Genomic DNA, 23,018 nt, shown 5'->3' on the forward strand with positions numbered 1-23,018 from the left:
AGGCCCTATGCAGGAACTGTCAGCCACTGCCATTAGCCAGCGCTACCGCCGACTACGTCCGCGTTTATTGCTGTCGATGGTGGTGGGTTACGCGGCCTTTTACCTGACGCGCAAAAGCGTCAATTACGTGCTGCCCGCGCTGCAACTGGATCTCAGCTTAAGCAAGAGCGACATCGGTCTGCTGGGTTCGCTGTTTTATCTCAGCTATGGCCTGTCGAAGTTTGCCGCCGGCCTCTGGCACGACAGCCACGGCAGCCGGGTATTTATGGGCATCGGGCTATTTGCCACCGGGCTGTTAAACGTGCTCTTTGCGTTTGGCGATTCGCTGCCGACGCTGCTGTTCATCTGGACGCTGAACGGCTTTTTCCAGGGCTGGGGCTGGCCGCCATGCGCGCGCCTGCTGACCCACTGGTATTCGCGCAACGAGCGCGGCTTCTGGTGGGGCTGCTGGAATACCTCCATCAATATCGGCGGGGCGATTATCCCGCTGATCTGTGCCTTTGCCGCCCACTGGTGGGGCTGGCAGGCCGCGATGCTGACACCAGGGATCATCAGCATGGCGCTCGGCGTGTGGTTAACCATGCAACTGCGGGGCACACCGCAGGAAGAGGGATTACCGTCCGTCGGGGAGTGGCGGCAGGATCCGCTGGAGTTACGGCAGGAGCAGCAAAGCCCGCCGATGGGGTTGTGGCAGATGTTACGCACCACCATGCTGCAAAACCCGATGATCTGGCTGCTGGGCGTTTCTTATGTGCTGGTGTACCTCATCCGCATTGCGCTCAACGACTGGGGGAACATCTGGCTGGCGGAGAATCACGGCGTCAATCTGCTCAGCGCCAATGCCACTGTGATGCTGTTTGAAGTGGGCGGGCTGCTGGGGGCGCTGTTTGCCGGATGGGGATCGGATGTGATGTTCAGCGGGCAGCGTGCGCCGATGATTTTGCTGTTCACCCTCGGGCTGATGGTTTCCGTCGCCGCGCTGTGGCTCGCGCCGGTGCACCATTATGCGCTGCTGGCGATGTGCTTTTTTACCGTGGGCTTTTTTGTTTTCGGCCCGCAGATGTTGATTGGTCTGGCGGCGGTGGAGTGCGGTCACAAAGGGGCGGCGGGCTCCATCACCGGTTTTCTGGGGCTGTTCGCCTATCTGGGGGCGGCGCTGGCGGGCTGGCCGCTGTCACAGGTGATCGAAGGCTACGGCTGGTCGGGGATGTTTACCCTGCTGTCCGTCGCGGCGGCACTGATGGGTTTACTGCTGATGCCGCTGTTGATGGCGGGCATTACGGCTTCTAACACGCAAAGGATAAAAACATGAAAGTGACTCTGCTCTCTACGCTGGTAGCCACCGGCATCGCGCTTGCAACATTAAGCGGCGGCGCACAGGCAAAAGGCCGTCTGGTGGTCTATTGCAGCGCCACCAATGAAATGTGTGAAACCGAAACCAAAGCCTTCGGCGAAAAATACGATGTGAAAACCTCGTTTATCCGTAACGGCTCCGGCAGTACGCTGGCGAAAGTGGATGCGGAGAAGAAAAACCCGCAGGCGGATGTCTGGTACGGCGGCACCTTAGATCCGCAGTCGCAGGCCGGTGAAATGGGGCTGTTGCAGCCGTATAAATCCCCGAACCTTGAGCAGATCATGACGCAGTTCCGCGATCCGGCCAAAGTGAAAGGCAACCTGTCGTCGGCGGTGTATGTCGGCATTCTCGGCTTCGGGGTTAATACCGAGAAGCTGAAAGAGAAAAACCTGCCGATCCCGAAATGCTGGAAAGATCTGACCAAACCGGAATACAAAGGTGAGATCCAGATTGCCGATCCGCAAAGTTCCGGCACCGCCTATACCGCGCTCGCCACCTTCGTACAACTGTGGGGCGAAGATCAGGCGTTCGATTACCTGAAGCAGCTTAATACCAATATCTCTCAGTACACCAAATCCGGGATCGCCCCGGCGCGTAACGCCGCCCGCGGCGAAACGGCTATCGGCATCGGCTTCCTGCACGATTATTCGCTGGAAAAGGAGCAGGGCGCGCCGCTGGAGCTGATCTCGCCGTGCGAAGGCACCGGCTATGAAATCGGCGGCGTCAGTATTCTGAAAGGCGCGCGCAATGCCGACAACGCGAAGCTGTTCGTTGACTGGGTGCTGTCAAAAGAAGCGCAGGAGCTGGCGTGGAAGAAGGGCAAGTCCTATCAGATCCTGACCAACACCACGGCGGAAACTTCGCCGAACTCGCTCAAGCTCGACGATCTGAAGCTGATCAGCTACGACATGGACAAATACGGCTCAACGGATGTGCGTAAGGCGCTGATCAATAAATGGGTCAGCGATGTGAAGATGGGGAAATAACCCCACGACGGTCACTGCCGGGTGGCAGCGTTAACGCCTTACCCGGCCTACAACTTTCCCAACACCGGAACACTTATGTCACACACACTTGCACTCCATCCCGCCAGAAAGCGGGATGCGGTCTTCCTTTGGCTGCTTTTAGGCTGGCTGGCGTTCGCGCTGCTGCCGAGCTGGAGCCTGGATTATGGCCTGTTTGAATCCACGGCGGACGAAATTCTTGATGCGTACGCCTGGTCGCATCTTAACGTCAGCCTGCTGTGGTACCTGTTCCCCAGCCTGTTGCTGTTGCGCCCGTTCAGCGCGGCCAGCCGCGATCAACGCCGTCGCCACTGGTTTGACGCCGGCTGGGCGCTGGCCTGTATGGCGTTTATCGTTATCAGCGCGACGCTCGCCGGGCGCGGGCTGGGCTATGCCACCATCATGCTGTTCATTTCCCTTGGCGCGATCATGACGCTGGCGTTGACCCGCCTTGAATGGCTGAGCGGCGACCGCTTTGTGATTGGCTCGCTGATCGCCATTATCGCGCTGATCGGCATTTTTATCGTCTGGCCGAGTATCGCCATCTTTATTCCGATGTTCACCACCGACAGCGGGGAATTCGCGCCGCTGGCGTTTATGACGGTGCTGTCGCAGGCGCATATCGTGCAGGTGATCGTCAACTCGATCCTGCTGTCGATGGCGGTGGGCGTGGGCTGTACCTTCTTCGGGCTGGTGCTGGCGATCTACACCACGCGCATCGCCCGGCGCAGCGCCATTATTGGCCGTATTTTCTCTATTCTGCCGATCGTTACGCCGCCCTTTGTGGTCGGGCTGGGCGTGACGCTGATGATGGGCCGCTCCGGTTATGTGACTGAACTGATGGTCGACTGGTTCGGCCTGACCAACACTAACTGGCTGTACGGTTTTACCGGTATCTGGATCGCGCAGGTGCTGGCCTTTACGCCGATGGCCTTTATGATCCTCGATGGCGCCATCAAAACCATTCATCCGTCGCTGGAAGAAGCCTCTTATACCCTGCGCGCCAGCCGCTGGCAGACCTTTAACGGCGTCTTTGTGCCGCTCTTAAAACCGGCGCTGGCGAACGCCTTTTTAGTTGTCATCGTGCAGTCGCTGGCGGACTTCAGTAACCCGCTGGTGCTGGGCGGCAACTTCGACGTGCTGGCGACGCAGATCTATTTCTATATCACCGGCTCGCAGCTGGATTATCAGGCCGCCAGTACGCTGGGCGCGTTCCTGCTGCTGTTCTCGCTGCTGGTGTTCTGCATCCAGTATATGTGGATCGGTAAACGCTCCTACGTCACCGTCTCCGGTAAATCCTACCGGGGCGACGTGCAGCCGCTGCCGGTGACGCTGGTGTGGGGCGTGATGGCGCTGCTGGCGGTGTGGGTGGCGTTCAATGCGCTGCTGTACGGCAGCATTTTCTACGGTAGCTTTACCGTCAACTGGGGCGTGGATTACACCCTGACGCTGGATAACTTTATCAAGCTGTTCGGTCAGGGGATGAGCGATGGCGCGTGGCCGTCACTGCTCGATACGCTGCTGTACGCCGGTATTGCCGCGCCGATCACCGCCATTTTTGGCCTGCTGATCGCCTGGGTGGTGGTGCGCCAGCAGTTCCGCGGCAAAAAGACTATCGAATTCACCACCATGCTGTGCTTTGCCGTACCGGGCACCGTGGCGGGCGTTTCTTATATTCTCGCCTTTAACAGCGCCCCTGTGTATCTCACGGGTACCGCGGCCATTGTGATTATTTCGATGGTGATGCGTAACGTGCCGGTGGGTATTCGCGCCGGGATCGCCGGTCTCGGCCAGATCGACAAATCGCTGGATGAAGCTTCCCTCAGCCTGCGCGCCGGATCACTACGTACCATTACGCACATTCTGCTGCCACTGCTGCGCCCGGCGATCCTCTCGGCGCTGATCTACAGCTTTGTGCGCGCCATTACCACGGTGAGCGCCATTGTGTTCCTCGTCACCCCGGACACCCGTGTGGCTACGGCCTACATCTTAAACCGTGTTGAGGACGGCGAGTACGGCGTGGCCATTGCCTACGGCTCGATCCTGATTGTGGTGATGCTGGCGATCATCTTCCTCTTTGACTGGCTGATCGGTGAGGCGCGTATCTCCCGTTCAAAAGCTAAAAACCAGGCGTAAATTTATGACTCAGAAACATTTTGTTGAGCTGCGCAACGTGGGTAAAACCTTTGGCAGCAATGTGGTGATTGAAAATATCAACCTGGCGATCCCGCAGGGGGAGATGGTAACGCTGCTCGGCCCGTCCGGCTGCGGTAAAACCACGGTGCTGCGGCTGGTGGCGGGGCTGGAAAAACCGACTTCCGGGCAGATTTTTATCGACGGTGAAGACGTGACCGACAGTTCGATCCAGCAGCGGGATATCTGCATGGTGTTCCAGTCCTACGCGCTGTTCCCGCACATGTCGCTGGGCGAGAACGTCGGCTATGGCCTGAAGATGCTCGGCGTGTCGCGCGCGGAGATCAAAACCCGGGTCAAAGAGGCGCTGGCGATGGTCGATCTGGACGGCTTTGAGGATCGCTATGTGGATCAGATTTCCGGCGGTCAGCAGCAGCGTGTGGCGCTGGCGCGCGCGCTGATCTTAAAGCCCAAAGTGCTGCTGTTTGATGAGCCGCTCAGCAACCTCGACGCCAACCTGCGCCGCAGCATGCGCGATAAAATTCGCGAGCTGCAAAAGCAGTTTAATATCACGTCGCTCTATGTCACCCACGATCAGAGCGAAGCCTTTGCGGTATCCGATACCGTGCTGGTGATGAATAAAGGCCACATCATGCAGATGGGCTCGCCACAGGATCTCTATCGTCAGCCTGCGTCGCGCTTTATGGCCAGCTTTATGGGCGATGCCAACCTGTTCCCGGCAGCATTCTCCGCAGATCATGTGGATATTTACGGTTACCGGCTACCGCGCCCGGCGCAGTTCGCCACCGTGGGCAGCGGGCAGGTGGGCGTGCGTCCGGAGGCGATCACCCTCGGGCAGCATGGCAGCGAAAGCCAGCGCTGCGTGATCCGTCATGTGGCCTATATGGGACCGCAGTATGAGGTGATTGTTGCGTGGCATGGGCAGGAGATTTTGTTGCAGGTGAATGCGACGCGATTGCAGCCGGACGTGGGGGAGAATTATTTCCTGGAGATCCATCCGTACGGGATGTTTGAGATGCGGGAGGCGGGTTAATCAGGGTCCCTTTAAGTGGAATGTTCCGTTCACTGGTATGTTCGGTTTAGTGGAATGTTCCGTTCACTTTGCGTTTCGTGTCAGGCGTAACACCGCTGACGGTGAACGTGCTAAGGGGGCCACCGCGGCCCCCTTAGCAATCCCCGCGGCCCCGCAAAGAAACCGRTGCTGCGCACTGCGCTCACCTCCCGACCGTCTGCCCGCGGTCGGCTCKATTCGGCMTCCTGCCTCATTTCGCCTCTGGCCGCCATCCATGGCGTCCAGCCCTTGTCATCCGGCCTCCGGCTCGCCGGTTTCAGCGGGGACTCAACCCCTCGCGTTAATATCTCTGTTTTTTATAAAGCGACTGAGTGGCTTTSTGTTTGTCWGAACTTACAGGAACTGCTGAGTTAATTTATTTAGAAATCATGAAGTGTGKGGGGAGCCCGGGGGTGCAGGGGGCGGCGGCGACTGGCCGCCCCTTGCGTGCTCTCGCCATCCGGTGTTCCGTTGTTCCGCAACATTAATAAGAGCGCAACCTACCACCATCAATAAAAGCGCAACCTGCCGCATGCAAGAGATCATTACGCGATCTTTACGGCGCTGGTCACAAAACCAGCACCCTCTCTTTGCCTGCCTTATCCGCATCCGCTATATGACTAGTCATATAAACTAAATGACTTTACATAATCACCAGCGGAGATCAGATGATGACTAAATCCTTACCGGCGGGTTTTTTGTGGGGCAACTCGGTATCCAGTATGCAGACGGAAGGGGCGTGGGACGAAGGGGGAAAAGGGCCGTCGGTTTACGATATTCGCGAAGCCAGCGAATTCGCCTCCGACTGGAAAGTGGCGACCGACTCCTACCATCGCTATGCCGAAGATTTCGATCTGATGCAGGATCTCGGCATGAACTGCTACCGCTTCCAGATCGCCTGGAGCCGCGTCTGCCCGCAGGGCGACGGGGAATTTAACGACGAGGGCATCGCCTTTTACGATCGCTTTATCAACGATCTGCTGGCGCGGGGTATCGAGCCAATGGTCTGCCTGTACCATTTCGATATGCCGCTGGCGCTGGCGCAGAAGTATAACGGGTTTACCGATCGTCACGTCATGGAGGCGTTCGTTCGCTACGGTAAAAAGATGATCGACTGCTTTGGCGACCGCGTGAAGTACTGGCTGACCTTTAACGAGCAGAACATCTACCACATGCCGGAGGCCTTTAAGGTCGGCGGTTATCTGGAAGGCGAAAAAACGCTGCGCGAGCTGTACCAGATCTCCCATCACGTGATGATGGCCCATGTCCGGCTAACGCACTATCTGCATGACACCAAACCGGGGCAACTGATGGGTGGCATGCTGGCGCATCAGCTGATCTATCCCGCCACCTGTAAGCCGCAGGATATTTTCTGCGCCCAGCAGTATGACGAATTCCTCAACCAGAACCTGCTACGCGTCTACGCCGGACAGGGCTACAGCCCGGCGGTGATGGCGGTAGTGGAGCGTGAGGGCTTCCAGGATATTTTTCGCGACGAGGATCTGGAAGAGATCGCCCGGGTGAAAAATGATTATATGGCGTTCAGCTACTACGCCAGTAAAACGCTGGACAGCGATGCCATCCCTGACGGTACGCCGGTGAACTATTACCTGCTGCACGGCGATAAAAATAATCCGTTCCTGAAGGCTACCGAATGGAACTGGCAGATCGATCCGCTCGGCTTTCGCACCATTATCACCCGTTATTACAACGACTGGCGGTTGCCGGTGTTCCCCATTGAAAACGGCATCGGCGTGATCGAATCCTGGGATGGGGTCAATCCCATCGACGACCAATACCGCATCGAGTATCACCGCGAACATTTGCAGGCCATGAAAGACGCCATTTTTGAAGACGGCGCACAGGTGATTGGCTATCTCGGCTGGGGACTGATTGACATTCTCAGCTCGCAGGGGGACATGCGTAAGCGCTACGGCGTGGTGTATGTGAACCGTGAAAACCACGATCTGAAAGATCTGAAACGGGTGCCGAAAAAGAGCTACGCCTGGTTTAAACGTGTGATCCACAGTAACGGCGACGAGATGTGATCCCGCCTGCCGGACCGTTTTGTGACTGATTGAAGGGAAGGTATCTGCAATGTCTGATGCAAACATGAAACCGAATATGCAGTCGTTTGTTGATCGATTTGTTGAGTTCTCCGCCCGTATCGCCAACCAGGTGCATCTGCGCTCGCTGCGCGATGCCTTTGCGGCGGTGATGCCCATTTTCATTCTCGCCGGACTGGCGGTGCTGGTGAATAACGTGGTGTTTCCCTGGGTGATGGACGGGGAGCTACTCACGCGCTTTAAAGTGTGGGGCGATGTCATTATCAACGGCACGCTGAACATCGCGGCGCTGTTGATCGCGCCAATGATCGCCTGGTCGCTGGCGCGCAACAAAAATTTCGACAACCCGGTCTCGGCAGTGGTGATCGCCTTATCCAGCTTTATCATTATGATGCCGATCCAGCTCGACGTGGTGCCGGTGGGCGGTACGACGACGGTAACTGTCGGCCAGTTGCTGTCGTTCGCCAACATCGGCACCACCGGGATTTTCGCCGGGGTGATCATCGGCCTGCTGTCCACCGAGCTGTTTATCCGCATTGCCGGGATCAAAAAGCTCGATATTTCCCTGGGCGAAAACGTGCCGCCTGCGGTGAGCAAATCCTTTTCCGCGCTGCTGCCGACCATTTTTACGCTTTCCACCTTCGCCATTATCGCCGCGCTGCTGGCGAACGTGCTGCATACCGATCTGATCCACCTGATCACCACGCTGATCCAGCAGCCGCTGCGTCTGATCAATACCAGCCTGCCGGGCACGCTCTTTATCTACAGCTTCGGCAATTTTCTGTTTACGCTGGGTATTCATCAGTCGGTGGTTAACGCCGTGGTGCTGGAGCCTTTCCTGCTGATCAACACCAACGAAAATATGATCGCCTTTGCCAACGGGCAGCCTATCCCGCATATCATCAACAATATCTTTGTGCCGACCTTCGGCATGATTGGCGGCACCGGCAGCACGCTGTCGCTGCTTATCGCCATCTTTCTGTTCTCGCGCCAGAAGGCGGCGAAACAGGTGGCGCGTCTGTCCATTTCACCGGGACTGTTTAACATCAACGAGCCGGTGATTTTCGGTCTGCCGATTGTGTTTAACATTCCGCTGATGATCCCCTTTGTGCTCTTGCCTGCTATCGGGATTTTCTTTGCCTGGATCTGCACCACTCTCGGGTTGATGTCGCGCTGCGTGGTGATGATCCCCTGGACCACGCCGCCGGTTTTAAGCGCCTGGCTGGCGACGGCGGGGGACTGGCGGGCGGTGGTGGTTCAGTTGATAATCATCGTCTTTGGTGTATTCTTCTACCTGCCTTTCCTCAAAATAGCCGAGCGAGTGGCCTTAAAAAACAGTGGGATAGTCGAATAATAAAAGGAACGGGCAATGTCGGCGAAATACGTTTCTATCGCGCGGGAAATTAAGCAGCGCATCATGAGCGGGCAGTATTCTGCCAGCGAGCCGCTGCCCGATCAGTTCGCTCTGGCGGCGGAGTTCAGCACCAGCCGCATGACTATCCAGCAGGCGATACGCCAGCTGATCGTCGAAGGGCTGGTGTATACCCGTCAGGGGCAGGGCACCTTTATCCGCAAGAACTTCCTTCAGCTCTCGCAATGGGATCTGCCCGGCAGCGACTATTTCGGCGCGACCAAAACCTGGGAAAACGTCGGCACCGTCACCAGCGAGATCATCCGCTTCGATTTACGCTTTGCCGATGAAAAAGAGCAGGCCTCGCTGCTGATCGACGCCGATGCGCCGGTCTATGACTTTGTGCGTCTGCGGCTGCTTGACGGCGAACCGGTCTCGCTGGAATTTACGCTAATGCCGGTGGCGCTGGTGCCCGGCCTTAACCGCGGCCATCTGCAAAGTTCCGTGTTTCGCTATGTGCAGGACACCCTGGCGCTGAAACTTATGGGCTCGTACCGCGTGGTGCGCGCGCTAAAGCCGAACGCCGAGGATAAACGCTGGCTGAGCTGCGATGACACCGATCCGGTGCTGGAAGTGGAGCAGGTGGTTTATCTGGAAGATGGCACGCCGCTGGAGTATGCCCACTGCCATTATCGCTACGATCATGGCGGCATTATCATGGTGAATCACGGATAAAAAAAAGCGATGGTTTCCCATCGCTTTTTTTGTTTACTGCCGGGGCAGGATCAGTTCAGACGAACCGGCATACCGGAGCGGTTTTCAATCGCCTGCTCGACAACGGCCTGGTCAACGTCAGCCTGGCTGGTCACGCTCTGCACGCTTTTGGTGAGGGTGATCGGTACGATTTCCCCGCCTTCAAACTGCGCTTCGGTGGTCGACAGCGGGTTGTGCACTTCCACATAACGGCTGCCATCCGGTTCAGTGGTGGCTTTCACCGGCTCATCGATAAACTGAACGCGGGTGCCGACCGGCACGTTCTGGAACAGGAACTTGATGTCTTCGTTACGCAGACGCACGCAGCCGTGGCTTACGCGCAGGCCGATACCAAAGTTGGCGTTGGTGCCGTGAATGGCATACAGACGGCCAATGTAGAGCGCGTACAGACCCATCGGGTTATCCGGGCCAGCCGGAACTACTGCGGGCAGCGGGTTGCCGGCGGCAATATATTCCGCATGCATTTTGGCGGTCGGCGTCCAGGTCGGGCCGGCTTTTTTACGCTCAACTTTAGTGGTCCAGTTGATCGGCGTATCTTTGCCTAACTGACCGATACCAATCGGCAGCACGATCACCGTGTTGGTGCCTTTCGGGTAGTAGTAGAGGCGCATTTCGGCGCTGTTGATCACAATGCCTTCATGAACGGTGTCCGGCAGGATCAGCTGCTGCGGGATATTCAGCACGCTACCGCCTTTCGGCAGGTAAGTGTCCACGCCCGGGTTCGCTTCCAGCAGGTTAGACAGGCCCATCTGATATTGCGCCGCAAAGTACTCCAGCGGCTGCTGGTTCCCTTCCGGAATGGTGATGACCTGGTTCTGGCCAACCAGACGGCTGCCGTCGGTTGGCAGTGGATAAGTTACTGCAGAGGCAGATTTGCAAAACCCTACTACCGCGAAAGCCGCCGCTAAAATCGTTGTTAATTTAATTTTCATGTTGTGCGAGGTATCTTTGCCACTGGCCATCCGGCCGTTGAGTTAAAGTCTTAATGGAGATGGGAGCGCATTATATGTGCATTCCCCCGCGCATGGAATTCAGATGTGTACGAAATCACATTTTTTTCTGAAACCTACAGTGTAGCCGCTTATCACGGTGCGCGATTTCAATTCGGAATTGTGGCATAATGCACGGTTTGTCACACATTTTTAGGATAACGCCGTGTTAGTTACCAGCAACGTCACCATGCAGTTCGGCACTAAGCCGCTGTTTGAAAACATTTCCGTCAAATTTGGCGGCGGCAACCGTTACGGCCTGATTGGCGCCAACGGTAGCGGAAAATCCACCTTTATGAAGATCCTCGGCGGCGATTTAGAGCCGACGCTGGGCAACGTCTCCCTCGATCCCAACGAGCGCATCGGTAAGCTGCGTCAGGATCAGTTCGCTTTCGAAGAGTACAGCGTGCTCGACACGGTGATCATGGGGCATACCGAGCTGTGGGAAGTGAAGCAGGAGCGTGACCGCATCTACAGCCTGCCGGAAATGAGCGAAGAAGACGGCTACAAAGTGGCCGATCTGGAAGTGCAGTATGGCGAAATGGACGGCTACTCTGCCGAATCCCGCGCCGGTGAGCTGCTGCTTGGCGTGGGCATTCCGCTGGAACAGCATTACGGCCTGATGAGCGAAGTCGCGCCAGGCTGGAAACTGCGTGTGCTGCTGGCCCAGGCGCTGTTCGCCAACCCTGACATTCTGCTGCTCGATGAACCGACGAACAACCTCGACATCGATACCATTCGCTGGCTGGAGCAGGTGCTTAACGAACGTAACAGCACCATGATCATCATCTCGCACGACCGTCACTTCCTGAACATGGTGTGTACGCACATGGCGGACCTGGATTACGGCGAGCTGCGCGTCTACGCCGGCAACTACGACGAATACATGACCGCTGCGACCCAGGCGCGTGAGCGTCTGCTGGCGGACAACGCCAAGAAGAAGGCCCAGATTGCCGATTTGCAGGCCTTCGTCAGCCGCTTCAGCGCCAACGCCTCCAAATCCCGTCAGGCGACCTCCCGCGCCCGTCAGATCGACAAAATCAAGCTGGACGAAGTCAAAGCCTCCAGCCGCCAAAACCCGTTCATCCGCTTTGAGCAGGATAAAAAACTGTTCCGTAATGCGCTGGAAGTGGAGCAGCTCAGCAAAGGCTTTGATAACGGCCCGCTGTTCAAAAACGTTAATCTGCTGCTTGAAGTGGGCGAGAAGCTGGCGATCCTCGGCACCAACGGCGTGGGTAAATCTACCCTGCTGAAAACCCTGGTCGGCGATTTAACGCCGGACACCGGCACTGTGAAGTGGTCGGAAAACGTGAAAATTGGCTACTACGCCCAGGATCACGAATATGAGTTTGAAAACGGCATGACCGTCTTCGACTGGATGAGCCAGTGGAAACAGGAGGGCGACGACGAGCAGGTGGTGCGCGGTATTCTGGGCCGTCTGCTGTTCAGCCAGGACGACATCAAGAAACAGGTGAAAGTCCTCTCCGGTGGTGAAAAAGGCCGTATGCTGTTTGGCAAGCTGATGATGCAGCGCCCGAATATCCTGGTGATGGATGAACCCACCAACCACCTGGATATGGAATCCATCGAATCGCTGAACATGGCGCTGGAAATGTACCAGGGCACGCTGATCTTCGTTTCCCATGACCGCGAATTCGTCAGCTCGCTGGCGACCCGCGTGATCGAAATCACCCCTGAGCGTGTGATCGACTTCAGCGGCAACTACGAAGATTACCTGCGCAGCAAAGGTATCGACTGATTTTGCCCCTCACACTGCTCCCCGAACTGATGGGGAGCGGTGCTTTATATTTATATTATAAATAACTCACTTCTAACTATTTGCCCCCTGAATATATATTTCCCTGAAGCCGTGATATAAAAGAAAATCTCTTTTTCTTTAAATTTGCGACAGCTCACAAATATGCATTTAATTTCGTCATAACCCGCTTTATCACGGCCCCGCTACGTTGACACCCCATTTCAGGAGGAGTAATTTTCCGCGTCATGGGACCGATACCACGGAAAGTCAAATGAACGGAAACATTAACACACTGCTTCGGGAAGTTTATGCCGGGCGTTTCACCGACACACATTATGAAAAATTAACGGCCTGTATTGAGAAATACCGGCCGCTTATTACTCAAAACCGTAAACAGAAATGGGATGAAAGCGATGTGGTGTTAATTATCTACGCCGATCAATTTCATCATGAAAAGGCTAAGCCCTTAGCGGTATTTAACGATTTCTATTATAAATGGTTTAAATCTGTTTTCTCGCATGTCCATTTATTACCATTTTATCCATGGTCGTCTGACGACGGCTTTTCGGTAATGGATTATCACCGCGTCGCGCCGGAATCAGGGGAGTGGAGCGATATTGCCGAATTAAACAAACAGGCGCGGCTGATGTTTGATTTTGTCTGCAATCATATGTCGGCAAAAAGCGAATGGTTCAACAATTATCTGCAACAGAAGCCAGGCTTTGAGAATTTCTTTCTCGCCATGGATCCGTCCACCGATTTATCGGCGGTGACCCGCCCGCGCGCGCTGCCGTTATTAACGCCTTTCACGCTGCATGACGGTTCGCAGCGCCACCTGTGGACTACCTTCAGCGACGATCAGATTGACCTTAACTATAACGAGCCGGACGTGCTGCTGGCGATGATCGAGGTGCTGCTGCACTATCTGGCGCAGGGGGCGGATTACGTGCGCCTGGATGCGGTTGGCTTCATGTGGAAAACGCCGGGCACCAGCTGCATTCATCTGCAGAAAACCCACCAGCTGATCAAGCTGTTCCGCGCCATAACAGACGAGGTCGCGCCGGGTACGGCGATCATTACTGAAACCAACGTTCCCCATAAAGACAATATCTCTTATCTGGGCAACGGGCGCGATGAAGCGCACATGGTGTATCAGTTCTCGCTGCCGCCGCTGGTGCTGCATGCGGTGCACCGTCAGGATGTCACCGCGCTGTGCCAGTGGGCGCAGGGGCTGGCGCTGCCGGGTCGCGACACCACCTGGTTTAACTTCCTCGCCTCTCACGATGGCATTGGTCTTAACCCGTTACGCGGCATTTTGCCGGAAGAGGAAATCCTGCACTTAGTGGAGCAGCTGCGTCAGGAAGGCGCGTTAGTTAACTGGAAAAATAACCCGGACGGCACCCGTAGCCCGTACGAAGTGAACGTCACCTATATGGACGCGTTAAGCGCGCGGGACAGCACCGATGATGAACGTCTGGCCCGTTTCCTGCTTGCCCATGCCATTCTGCTGAGTTTCCCTGGCGTGCCGGCGATCTATATTCAGAGCATTATGGGATCGCGTAACGATTATGACGGCGTTGAACGTTTAGGCTATAACCGCGCTATTAATCGCCAGAAATATCATCAGGACGATATTGAAAGTCAGCTACAGGCCAGCGGCTCCCTGCGGCATCGTGTTTATCACGCTTTATCCAGAATGATTGTGCTCCGCCGCCAGAGCAGTGTTTTCCATCCGGACAGCGCGTTCACTATCAATAGTCTCACGCCGCAGGTAATGCAAATTACCCGTACCACTAAAAATGGCGAGACGCTGGAGGCATTATTTAATATCAGTAACGCCGAACAAAAAATAAAAGTCCACAGTACAGGCTTTGATTTAATAAGTGAATGTCCTGTCCCTCATGCGGAATTGACCCTGCGTCCGTGGCAGGTCATGTGGATCAAAAAACAATAAAGGAACATCTTATGTTTAAAGCAAAAGTCGTGCTGTTATCAGCACTGGTGTCGTGCGCCCTTATTTCCGGCTGTAAGGAAGAAAAAAAGATGGTCGCCATTGAGTTTATGCACTCCTCCGTTGAACAGGAGCGCCAGGCGGTTATTTCCCGCCTGATCGATCGGTTCCAGAAAGAAAACCCGGACATCACCGTAAAACAGGTGCCGGTGGAAGAAGACGCCTTCAACACCAAAATCATTACCCTGGCGCGTACCGGCGCGCTGCCGGAAGTGATCGAAACCAGCCACGACTACGCCAAAGTGATGGACAAAGAACAGCTGGTGGATCGTAAGGCCATCGGCGAAGTGATCGCCTCTGTGGGCGAGCAGAATTTCTATGACGGCGTGCTGCGCATCGTGCGTACCGAAGACGGAACGGCCTGGAACGGCGTGCCGATCAGCGCCTGGCTACAGGGCGTCTGGTACAAAAAAGATGTGCTGGCAAATGCCGGTCTGAGCGAGCCGCAGAACTGGCAGCAACTGCTGGAGGCGGCGCAGAAGCTCAGCGATCCGGCGCAGAAAAAATACGGTATCGCACTGCCGACGGCAGAAAGCGTGATGACCGAGCAGGCGTTCTCCCAGTTTGCGCTCTCCAACGACGCCAACGTCTTTGACGCCAGCGGCAGCATCACGTTCAACACGCCGGAAATGGAACAGGCACTGGGAATGTACCGTCAGCTGGCGGAAACCACCATGCCTGGCTCCAACAACGTCATGGAAATTAAAGACGCCTTTATGAACGGTGCCGCACCGATGGCGATCTATTCCACCTACATCCTGCCCGCAGTGTTTAAAGAGGGTGATCCGGCCAACCTCGGCTTTATGGTGCCCACTGAAAAATCCGCCGCGGTGTTCGGCACCATCACTTCGCTGACCATCAGTAACGGCCAGTCGGCTGACGAAACCGCCGCCGCAGAGAAATTCGTCACCTTTATGCACAAAGCTGAAAACGAAGCGGAGTGGGTAATGATGTCGCCCGGCGCGGCTTTCCCGGCCAATAAAGGCGTCACCGACACCGCGCTGTGGAAAGACAACGAGGTGATCAAGGCCTTTGGTCAGCTGCCGTATGACCTGATCGCCCAGTATCCGAATATGAAAGTCTTCGGCTCCGTCGGCGATAAAAACTTTACCCGCATGGGCGATGTCACCGGATCCGGGGCGATCAACCGCGCGGTGCATAACGTCACGGTAGGTAAAAAAGATCTCAGCCAGACCCTTTCAGAAGGGCAGGCGAAGCTGGAAGAACTTGTAAAACAACGTTAATCAAAGGATGTGAATTGCAGTTATGAAAAGGTTGTTTTCAGGTCGTTCTGATATGCCTTTCGCCATGCTGCTACTGGCCCCCAGCTTAATTTTGCTGGGGGGCCTCGTAGCCTGGCCGATGGTATCAAATATTGAAATCAGTTTTTTACGCCTGCCGCTGAACCCGCGCATCGACGCGACTTTTGTCGGGCTGGAAAACTATATCCGTATCTTAAGCGATCCGGGTTTCTGGCATTCATTGTGGATGACGGTCTGGTACACCGTGCTGGTGGTGGCGGGCAGTACCGTGCTCGGTCTGGCGGTGGCGATTTTCTTTAACCGCGAGTTTCGTCTGCGCAAAACCGCGCGTTCGCTGGTGATTTTGTCCTACGTCACGCCGTCGATTTCGCTGGTCTTTGCCTGGAAGTACATGTTCAACAATGGCTACGGCATCGTGAACTATCTGGGCGTCGATCTGCTGCATCTCTACGATCGGGCGCCGCTGTGGTTCGATAATCCGGGCAGCAGCTTTGTGCTGGTGGTGCTGTTCGCCATATGGCGCTACTTCCCCTATGCCTTTATCTCCTTTCTGGCGATTTTGCAGACCATCGATAAATCGCTGTACGAAGCCGCCGAAATGGACGGCGCGAACGCCTGGCAGCGTTTTCGCATCGTCACGCTGCCCGCGATCATGCCGGTGCTGGCGACAGTGGTGACGCTGCGCACCATCTGGATGTTCTACATGTTCGCCGACGTTTATCTGCTGACCACCAAGGTCGATATCCTCGGCGTCTATCTCTACAAAACGGCTTTCGCATTTAATGACTTAGGAAAAGCAGCGGCCATTTCTATCGTGCTGTTCGTCATTATTTTCGCGGTAATTTTGCTGACCAGAAAACGGGTGAATCTCAATGGCAACAAGTAAACGTACCCTCAGCCGCATCGGGTTTTACGTCGGGCTGGCTGCCTTTCTCATCATCACGCTGTTTCCGTTTTTCGTGATGCTGATGACCTCGTTCAAAGGCGCGAAAGAGGCGATTTCCCTTACGCCGACGTTGCTGCCGCAGCAGTGGACGCTGGAACACTATATCGACATTTTTAATCCGCTGATTTTCCCGTTCGTCGATTACTTCCGTAACAGCATGGTGGTGTCGGTGGTGTCGTCCACGGTGGCGGTGTTTCTCGGTACCCTGGGAGCCTATGCGCTCTCCCGCCTGCGCTTTAAGGGCCGCATGACCATCAACGCCAGCTTTTACACGGTGTACATGTTCTCCGGCATTTTGCTGGTGGTGCCGCTGTTCAAGATCATCACCGCCCTTGGCATCTACGATACCGAAATGGCGCTGATCATCACCATGGTGACCCAGACGCTGCCTACCGCCGTGTTCATGCTGAAAAGCTACTTCGACACCATCCCTGATGAGATCGAAGAAGCCGCGATGATGGACGGCCTCAACCGCCTGCAAATTATCTTTCGCATCACCGTGCCGCTGGCGATATCCGGGCTGGTGTCGGTCTTTGTCTACTGCTTTATGGTGGCCTGGAACGACTATCTGTTCGCCTCGATTTTCCTCTCCAGCGCCAGCAACTTCACCCTGCCGGTCGGCCTGAACACCTTGTTCAGCACGCCGGATTATATCTGGGGACGCATGATGGCGGCCTCGCTGGTGACCGCGCTGCCGGTGGTGATCATGTATGCGCTTTCTGAACGTTTTATCAAAAGTGGACTGACCGCCGGTGGCGTTAAGGGCTAAGGCGGCCTGATTTTAACAGGAGACTGGTATGAAGAAGTTAGTGGCGACCGAACCGCGTGTTGCGGCGCTGGTGGAGTATGAAGATCGCGCCGTGGCGGAGAACGAAGTCAAAATCCGCGTCATGTTCGGTGCGCCAAAACACGGGACGGAAGTGGTGGATTTTCGCGCCGCCAGCCCGTTTATCGACGAGGAATTCAACGCTGAATGGCAGATGTTTACCCCGCGTCCGGCAGACGCGCCGCGCGGTATTGAATTTGGCAAGTTCCAGCTCGGCAACATGGTGGTGGGCGAGGTTATCGAACGCGGCGCGCAGGTCACCGACTACGCCATTGGCGATCGGGTATGCGGCTACGGCCCGTTATCGGAAACCGTCATCATCAATGCGGTAAATAACTACAAACTGCGCAAAATGCCGCAGGGCAGCTCGTGGAAAAACGCCGTCTGCTACGATCCGGCGCAGTTCGCCATGAGCGGCGTGCGTGACGCCAACGTGCGCGTCGGGGATTTCGTGGTGATTGTCGGCTTAGGCGCAATCGGCCAGATCGCGGTCCAGCTGGCGAAAAAAGCCGGGGCCTCGGTGGTAATTGGCGTCGATCCTATTGCACACCGCTGTGATATCGCCCGCCGTCACGGGGCGGATTTCTGCCTCAACCCAATCGGCACCGACGTGGGTCTGGAGATCAAAAAGCTTACCGGCAAACAGGGCGCGGACGTGATCATCGAAACCAGCGGCTACGCCGATGCGTTGCAGTCAGCGCTGCGCGGGCTGGCCTACGGCGGCACCATCTCTTACGTCGCCTTCGCCAAGCCGTTTGCCGAAGGCTTCAACCTCGGCCGCGAAGCGCATTTCAACAACGCGAAAATTGTCTTCTCCCGCGCCTGTAGCGAGCCGAACCCGGACTACCCGCGCTGGAGCCGTAAGCGCATCGAGGAAACCTGCTGGGAACTGCTGATGAACGGCTATCTCGACTGCGAAGAGCTGATCGATCCGGTAGTGACCTTCGCCAGCAGCGCGGAAAGCTACATGCAGTTCGTCGACCGTCACCCGGAACAGAGCATCAAAATGGGCGTCACCTTTTAAGGTAAAGGATTACTGAACATGAAAATCGGAACACAGAACCAGGCCTTCTTCCCGGAAAACATTCTGGAAAAATTTCGCTTTATCAAGGAAATGGGCTTCGATGGCTTTGAAATCGACGGCAGGCTGCTGGTCAATAATGTTGACGCGGTAAAAGCGGCCATCAAAGAAACCGGCCTGCCGGTGACCACCGCCTGCGGCGGCTACGACGGCTGGATCGGCGACTTTATCGAAGAGCGCCGTCTTAATGGCCTGCAACAGATTGAACGCATTCTGGAAGCGCTGGCGGAAGTGGGCGGGCAGGGGATCATCGTCCCGGCGGCCTGGGGCATGTTTACCTTCCGTCTGCCGCCGATGACCTCGCCGCGCAGCCTGGCGGGCGATCGCAAAGCGGTCAGCGATTCGCTTATTTATCTGGATAAGGTTGCGGCGCGCACCGGCACCACGGTTTACCTGGAGCCGCTTAACCGTTACCAGGATCATATGATCAACACCCTGGCTGACGCCCGTCGCTATATCGTGGAAAACGATCTGAAACACGTGCAGATCATCGGCGATTTCTACCATATGAACATCGAAGAAGACGATCTGGCGAAAGCGCTGCACGACAACCGCGATCTGCTGGGACATGTGCATATTGCTGACAACCATCGCTATCAGCCGGGCAGCGGCACGCTGAACTTCCGCGCCCTGTTCGATCAGCTGCGCGCCGATAACTATCAGGGATACGTGGTGTACGAAGGGCGCGTGCGGGCAGAAGATCCGTGTGCGGCCTACCGTCAGTCACTGGCCTTTTTGCGCACCTGCTAAGAGGTTCTCTGTGATGAGTGCAACCACGACTTTACCGCTGCGCGTCGCCATTATCGGCGCCGGACAAGTGGCGGATAAAGTACATGCTTCCTACTACTGCACCCATGACGCTGTGAAACTGGTGGCTGTCTGTGACAGCCGCCTGTCTCAGGCGCAGGCGATGGCAGAAAAGTACGGCGCGCATATAGAGGTCTGGAAAGATCCCCAGGCCATGCTCGACGCGGTGAAACCCGACATTGTCAGCGTCTGCTCCCCCAACCGTTTTCATTATGATCACGTGATGATGGCGCTGGCGGCCGGTTGCCATGTGATGTGCGAAAAGCCGCCGGCCATGACGCCGGAGCAGGCGGAAGCCATGTGCAGCGCCGCCCGCCGCGCCGGAAAAGTGCTGGCTTACGACTTTCACCACCGTTTCGCGCTGGATGCGCAACTGCTGCGCCAGCAGGTGATCGACGGCGCGCTGGGCGAAGTGTATGTCACCACTGCCACGGCGCTACGCCGCTGCGGTGTACCGGGGTGGGGCGTTTTCACCAATAAAGCCCTTTCCGGCGGCGGTCCGCTGATCGACATCGGCATTCATATGCTGGACGCGGCGCTCTACGTGCTTGGGTTCCCGGCGGTCAAACGCGTCAGCGCCCACAGCTTTCAGAAGATCGGCAACCGTAAAAACAGCGGTCAGTTTGGCGAGTGGGATCCGGCGAGCTACAGCGTGGAAGACGCGTTGTTCGGCACCATTGAATTTCATAACGGCGGCATCCTGCGGCTGGAAACCTCGTTTGCGCTCAACATGGCCGCGCAGTCGATCATGAATGTGACCTTCTGCGGCGATAAGGCCGGGGCGAAGCTGTTCCCGGCCCAGGTGTACACCGACGAGGGCGGCGAGCTGAAAACGCTGTTTGCCCGCGAACAGGCCGATGAAAACCGCCATTTACGCAGCATGGATGCTTTTGTGCGTCATGTGCAGGGCGAGGCGGTGCCGATTGCCGACGCCGAACAGGGACGCATCGTGCAGCAGCTGGTGGCCGCGCTCTATCAGGCCGCCGAAACAGGGACAAGTGTGGAATTATGATCAAGCTTTCGACGCTCAGGCAAACGGAATGCAGTCTGCATAGCCTGAACAAATACGCCTCGCTGATGACCACCGGCAACGGTTATATGGGCATCCGCGCCAGCCATGAAGAAACCTGCCCGCTGCAAACCCGCGGCATGTATCTTGCCGGGCTGTATCACTGCGCGGGCAAAGGGGAAACCAGCGAACTGGTGAACCTGCCGGATCTGGTCGGCGTGCAGATCGAACTCAACGGCGAGATTTTTACCACCGCAGGCGGCGAGATCGGCGACTGGCAGCGCGAACTGGATTTCGCCACCGGCGAGCTGACGCGCTCGCTGGTCTGGCGTTCGCCAAAGGGCGCGCACTACCGCATCAGCAGCCGCCGTTTCGCCTCTGCCGCCCAGTTACCGCTGCTCGCCATGACGCTGACCATCACGCCGTTAAACAGCGATGCCCGTGTGTCGCTGGTCACCGGCATTGACGCCACCCAGACTAACTGCGGGCGTCAGCATCTGGATGAAGTGCAGCTGCGGGTCTTCGGCGAACACTGGTTGCAGGGCATCTACGCCACCCAGGACGGCACGGCGGATGTCGCCATCACCAGCTGGTGCCGGGTGAGCGGGGCGGCGAGCACCTGCTTTACCGCAAAAAACCGCCAGCTTCTGCAACATAACGTGGCGAATGTCGCGGCGGGCGAGAGCATCACGCTGGAAAAACTGAGCTGGATCGCCTGGAGTGATGACCGCACCCGGTCGCCGGAATCGCTGAGCCAGCAGGGGCGGGCCGAGCTTGAGCGCTGCGTTGCACAGGGTTATGACGCGCTGCGCCACGCATCGGACACCGCCTGGCAGACCTTCTGGGCGCGCAGCCGCGTGCAGGTAACGAGTCAGGATCCGCGGGATCAGCAGGCGCTGGATTATGCCCTGTATCATCTGCATATCATGACGCCGGGCCACGACGAGCGCAGCAGTATTGCCGCGAAAGGGCTGACCGGCGAGGGTTACAAAGGCCATATTTTCTGGGATACCGAAGTCTTCCTGCTGCCGTTCCACCTGTTCAGCCAGCCGGACATCGCCCGTCGTTTACTGCGCTACCGCTGGCACAATCTGCCGGGCGCGCGCAAAAAAGCGCGGCAAAACGGCTGGCAGGGCGCGCTCTTTCCGTGGGAGAGCGCCCGTAGCGGCGACGAAGAAACGCCGGAATTCGCGGCAATCAATATCCGCACCGGCGTGCGGCAAAAAGTCGCGTCAGCCCTGGCGGAGCATCACCTGGTGGCGGATATCGCCTGGGCGGTGGTGGCCTACTGGCACGCCACCCGCGACCACTGCTTTATGGCGCATGAAGGGCTTGAACTGCTCATCGACACGGCGAAGTTCTGGATCAGCCGCGCGGTGGAGGTGAATAACCGGCTGGAGATCCACGACGTCATCGGCCCCGACGAGTACACCGAGCACGTCAACAATAACGCCTACACCAGCTACCTGGCGCATTACAACGTGGCGCAGGCGCTACATTTTGCCCGTCAGTTCGCCTGTGGCGACGAGGCCTTTGTAAGCCAGGCGGAACGTTTTCTGCAGCGTTTGTGGCTGCCGCAACCGCAGGCGGACGGCGTGCTGCCGCAGGATGACAGCTTCCTGCAAAAACCGGTTATCGATCTCAGCGCCTATAAAGCGAAAGCGGGCAAACAGACCATTCTGCTGGATTACTCGCGCGCAGAAGTTAACGAGATGCAGATCCTCAAGCAGGCGGACGTGGTGATGCTGGCCTATATGCTGCCGGAGCTGTTCACCCCGGCGCAATGTCTGGCGAACCTGAAATTTTACGAACCGCGTACCATTCACGACTCGTCCCTCAGCAAGGCGATCCACGGCATCGTGGCGGCGGGCTGCGGCGACACCGACACCGCCTACCGTTTCTGGCGCGAAGGGGCGGAAATTGACCTGGGGGACGATCCCCACGCCTGCGACGACGGTATTCATGCCGCCGCCACCGGAGCGATCTGGCTCGGCGCGATCCAGGGCTTTGCCGGGCTGTCGGTGCGTCATGGCGAACTGCATCTGTCGCCGCGTTTACCCCACGGCTGGCAGCAGCTCGACTTCCCGCTGCGCTGGCAGGGCGTGTCGCTGCACATCACTCTCGACGCGCAGCAGATCCGCATTCGCAGCACTGCCCCGGTCAGGCTTTATCCCCATCAGCAGCCGCTGACGGTGGACGGCGAGCTGACCTGTGCGCTGCGCGATTTTTATTTACCCACGACCGGGACCGCTACCACGGAGGGGCGCTAAGCCATGGCACAGCAACTACAGGCCGTCATTTTCGATCTTGACGGCGTGATCACCGATACCGCTGAACTGCATTTTCACGCCTGGCGACAGGTGGCGAAAGAGGTGGACATCGACATCGACGAAACCTTTAACGCCACCCTGAAAGGCATCAGCCGCATGGAATCGCTGCGGCGCATTCTGGTACACGGCGGCCGGGAGCAGGATTTTAATCCGGCGCAGTGCGCGGCGCTGGCAGCGCGTAAAAACGGCATTTATGTCGATTCACTGCGCCAGCTTACCCCGCATGCCGTGCTGCCAGGCATCA

At 56.9% G+C, this 23,018-nt stretch carries 18 protein-coding genes; 17 read left to right on the forward strand and 1 reads right to left on the reverse strand.

Annotated features, from left to right (window positions below; genetic code table 11):
- Window positions 1-7 precede the first annotated feature (7 nt).
- From uhpC to QRD42_RS11770, 7 genes are all read left to right on the forward strand, one after another.
- The gene (gene uhpC, locus QRD42_RS11740) at window positions 8-1,312 is read left to right on the forward strand and encodes an MFS transporter family glucose-6-phosphate receptor UhpC (RefSeq protein ID WP_321987179.1); all 1,305 of its coding nucleotides are present in this window, start codon (window positions 8-10) and stop codon (window positions 1,310-1,312) included.
- Window positions 1,309-2,340, forward strand: a complete 1,032-nt coding sequence (locus tag QRD42_RS11745; protein WP_318363569.1) for an ABC transporter substrate-binding protein — start codon at window positions 1,309-1,311, stop codon at window positions 2,338-2,340. The genes uhpC and QRD42_RS11745 overlap by 4 nt, the downstream gene beginning before the upstream one ends.
- A 75-nt stretch (window positions 2,341-2,415) precedes the next feature.
- A complete protein-coding gene (locus QRD42_RS11750; protein WP_321987180.1) occupies window positions 2,416-4,494 on the forward strand; it encodes an ABC transporter permease in 2,079 nt (692 codons plus the stop codon).
- Window positions 4,495-4,498: 4 nt separating this feature from the next.
- The gene (gene fbpC / locus QRD42_RS11755) at window positions 4,499-5,545 is read left to right on the forward strand and encodes a ferric ABC transporter ATP-binding protein (protein ID WP_072567935.1); all 1,047 of its coding nucleotides are present in this window, start codon (window positions 4,499-4,501) and stop codon (window positions 5,543-5,545) included.
- Between the two features lie 689 nt (window positions 5,546-6,234).
- Window positions 6,235-7,611 (forward strand): glycoside hydrolase family 1 protein, encoded by a 1,377-nt coding sequence (locus QRD42_RS11760; protein ID WP_321988757.1) that lies wholly within the window; start codon window positions 6,235-6,237, stop codon window positions 7,609-7,611.
- A 49-nt stretch (window positions 7,612-7,660) separates the two neighbouring features.
- Window positions 7,661-8,983: a PTS sugar transporter subunit IIC gene (locus QRD42_RS11765; RefSeq protein WP_321987181.1), complete on the forward strand. Its 1,323-nt coding sequence runs from the start codon at window positions 7,661-7,663 to the stop codon at window positions 8,981-8,983.
- Between the two features lie 15 nt (window positions 8,984-8,998).
- Complete coding sequence (locus QRD42_RS11770; protein WP_318374380.1) at window positions 8,999-9,715, forward strand: GntR family transcriptional regulator; 717 nt, start codon at window positions 8,999-9,001, stop codon at window positions 9,713-9,715.
- A gap of 50 nt (window positions 9,716-9,765) precedes the next feature.
- Here QRD42_RS11770 and ldtB read toward each other — a convergent pair whose 3' ends face one another.
- A complete protein-coding gene (gene ldtB, locus QRD42_RS11775) occupies window positions 9,766-10,686 on the reverse strand; it encodes a L,D-transpeptidase (RefSeq protein WP_072569424.1) in 921 nt (306 codons plus the stop codon).
- A gap of 223 nt (window positions 10,687-10,909) precedes the next feature.
- Here ldtB and QRD42_RS11780 point away from each other — a divergent pair, with 223 nt between their 5' ends.
- The 10 genes from QRD42_RS11780 to QRD42_RS11825 form a co-directional block, all read left to right on the forward strand.
- Window positions 10,910-12,502 (forward strand): ABC-F family ATPase, encoded by a 1,593-nt coding sequence (locus QRD42_RS11780; RefSeq protein WP_072567938.1) that lies wholly within the window; start codon window positions 10,910-10,912, stop codon window positions 12,500-12,502.
- 271 nt (window positions 12,503-12,773) lie between these two features.
- Entirely contained in the window at window positions 12,774-14,456 is a 1,683-nt protein-coding gene (locus QRD42_RS11785; RefSeq protein ID WP_321987182.1) for a sugar phosphorylase, read from the forward strand.
- An 11-nt stretch (window positions 14,457-14,467) separates the two neighbouring features.
- Window positions 14,468-15,757: an ABC transporter substrate-binding protein gene (locus QRD42_RS11790; RefSeq protein ID WP_321987183.1), complete on the forward strand. Its 1,290-nt coding sequence runs from the start codon at window positions 14,468-14,470 to the stop codon at window positions 15,755-15,757.
- A 22-nt stretch (window positions 15,758-15,779) separates the two neighbouring features.
- Window positions 15,780-16,661 (forward strand): carbohydrate ABC transporter permease, encoded by an 882-nt coding sequence (locus tag QRD42_RS11795; protein ID WP_072567941.1) that lies wholly within the window; start codon window positions 15,780-15,782, stop codon window positions 16,659-16,661.
- Window positions 16,648-17,490: a carbohydrate ABC transporter permease gene (locus tag QRD42_RS11800; protein ID WP_072567942.1), complete on the forward strand. Its 843-nt coding sequence runs from the start codon at window positions 16,648-16,650 to the stop codon at window positions 17,488-17,490. Before QRD42_RS11795 ends, QRD42_RS11800 begins: the two co-directional genes overlap by 14 nt.
- Window positions 17,491-17,518: 28 nt before the next feature.
- Window positions 17,519-18,571, forward strand: a complete 1,053-nt coding sequence (locus tag QRD42_RS11805) for a zinc-dependent alcohol dehydrogenase (RefSeq protein WP_072567943.1) — start codon at window positions 17,519-17,521, stop codon at window positions 18,569-18,571.
- Window positions 18,572-18,589: 18 nt separating this feature from the next.
- Window positions 18,590-19,378, forward strand: a complete 789-nt coding sequence (locus QRD42_RS11810; RefSeq protein WP_321987184.1) for a sugar phosphate isomerase/epimerase family protein — start codon at window positions 18,590-18,592, stop codon at window positions 19,376-19,378.
- Between the two features lie 10 nt (window positions 19,379-19,388).
- Window positions 19,389-20,447, forward strand: a complete 1,059-nt coding sequence (locus QRD42_RS11815) for a Gfo/Idh/MocA family protein (RefSeq protein ID WP_321987185.1) — start codon at window positions 19,389-19,391, stop codon at window positions 20,445-20,447.
- A complete protein-coding gene (locus QRD42_RS11820; RefSeq protein WP_321987186.1) occupies window positions 20,444-22,714 on the forward strand; it encodes a glycoside hydrolase family 65 protein in 2,271 nt (756 codons plus the stop codon). Before QRD42_RS11815 ends, QRD42_RS11820 begins: the two co-directional genes overlap by 4 nt.
- Before the next feature lie 3 nt (window positions 22,715-22,717).
- On the forward strand, window positions 22,718-23,018 hold a 301-nt coding region (locus tag QRD42_RS11825), incomplete at its 3' end, for an HAD hydrolase-like protein (RefSeq protein ID WP_321987187.1).

It is taken from the genome of Enterobacter sp. PGRG2 (genome assembly GCF_030291195.1).
Classification (GTDB): Bacteria; Pseudomonadota; Gammaproteobacteria; order Enterobacterales; family Enterobacteriaceae; genus Enterobacter_D.